The sequence below is a fragment of the Micromonospora sp. L31 genome (assembly GCF_052068075.1).
Lineage (GTDB): Bacteria > Actinomycetota > Actinomycetes > Mycobacteriales > Micromonosporaceae > Micromonospora > Micromonospora purpureochromogenes.
Window position 1 is genome coordinate 1 of sequence record NZ_JBQHDC010000030.1, and the last position, 850, is coordinate 850.

At 63.4% G+C, this 850-nt stretch carries 1 pseudogene; it reads left to right on the forward strand.

The features are described 5' to 3' along the window. Window positions 1–850: pseudogene (locus tag ACTMS9_RS30635) on the forward strand (hypothetical protein); the annotation flags it as partial.

The window sequence follows — 850 nt, forward strand, 5'->3', positions numbered from 1 at the left end:
CGGCAAGGACCACGGCAAGGACAAGGACTCCTGGCCGCGCTTCCAGGGCCGCGACGAGGCCGGCACCGTGGAGATCTTCAAGACCACCATCGAGGGCAACAAGGCCGGCGAAAACGGCGGCGGCGTGTTCAGCTCCGGCGGCTTCGTCAAGATCGTCCTGTCGACCATCAAGGACAACACCGCCTGCGAGAACGGCGGCGGCATCTACGCCAAGGACACCACCCTCGACCTCGACAAGGTCATCGTCGCCAAGAACCACGCCGACAAGGACGGCGGCGGCATCTACAACGTCAGCGACGAACGCCGCAACGACAAGGACCACAACGACCGCAACAACGGCCACAACGGCCCGAACGGCAACAACGGCAACAACGGCAACAACGGCAAGGACGACAAGGACGACAAGGACGACAAGGACGACGACAACAAGGCCAGCGCCACCATCTCCGACAGCAAGATCGTCGACAACAACGCCGGACGCTTCGGCGGCGGCATCTTCAACGGCAAGGCCGACGTCAAACTCGCCGAAGGCTTCCAGGACAAGAACGACAACGGCGACCACGACAACGACCGCGACCGCGACCGCGACGGCGCCCACCTCACCCTGCGCGACACCGAGGTCAAGGGCAACACCGCTCTCAACGGCGGCGGCATCTTCAACAACAAGGGCACCGTCACCCTGACCAAGACCCACGTCACCAAGAACAAGGCCACCGACGCCTCAAAGCAGCACCGAGTCGCCGGCGGCATCCTCAACAACGACGGCAAGGTCAAGCTCGACGACAAGTCGACCGTGACCAACAACGACCCCACCAACTGCGCCGGCACCGTCAAGGACTGCTTCAACTGA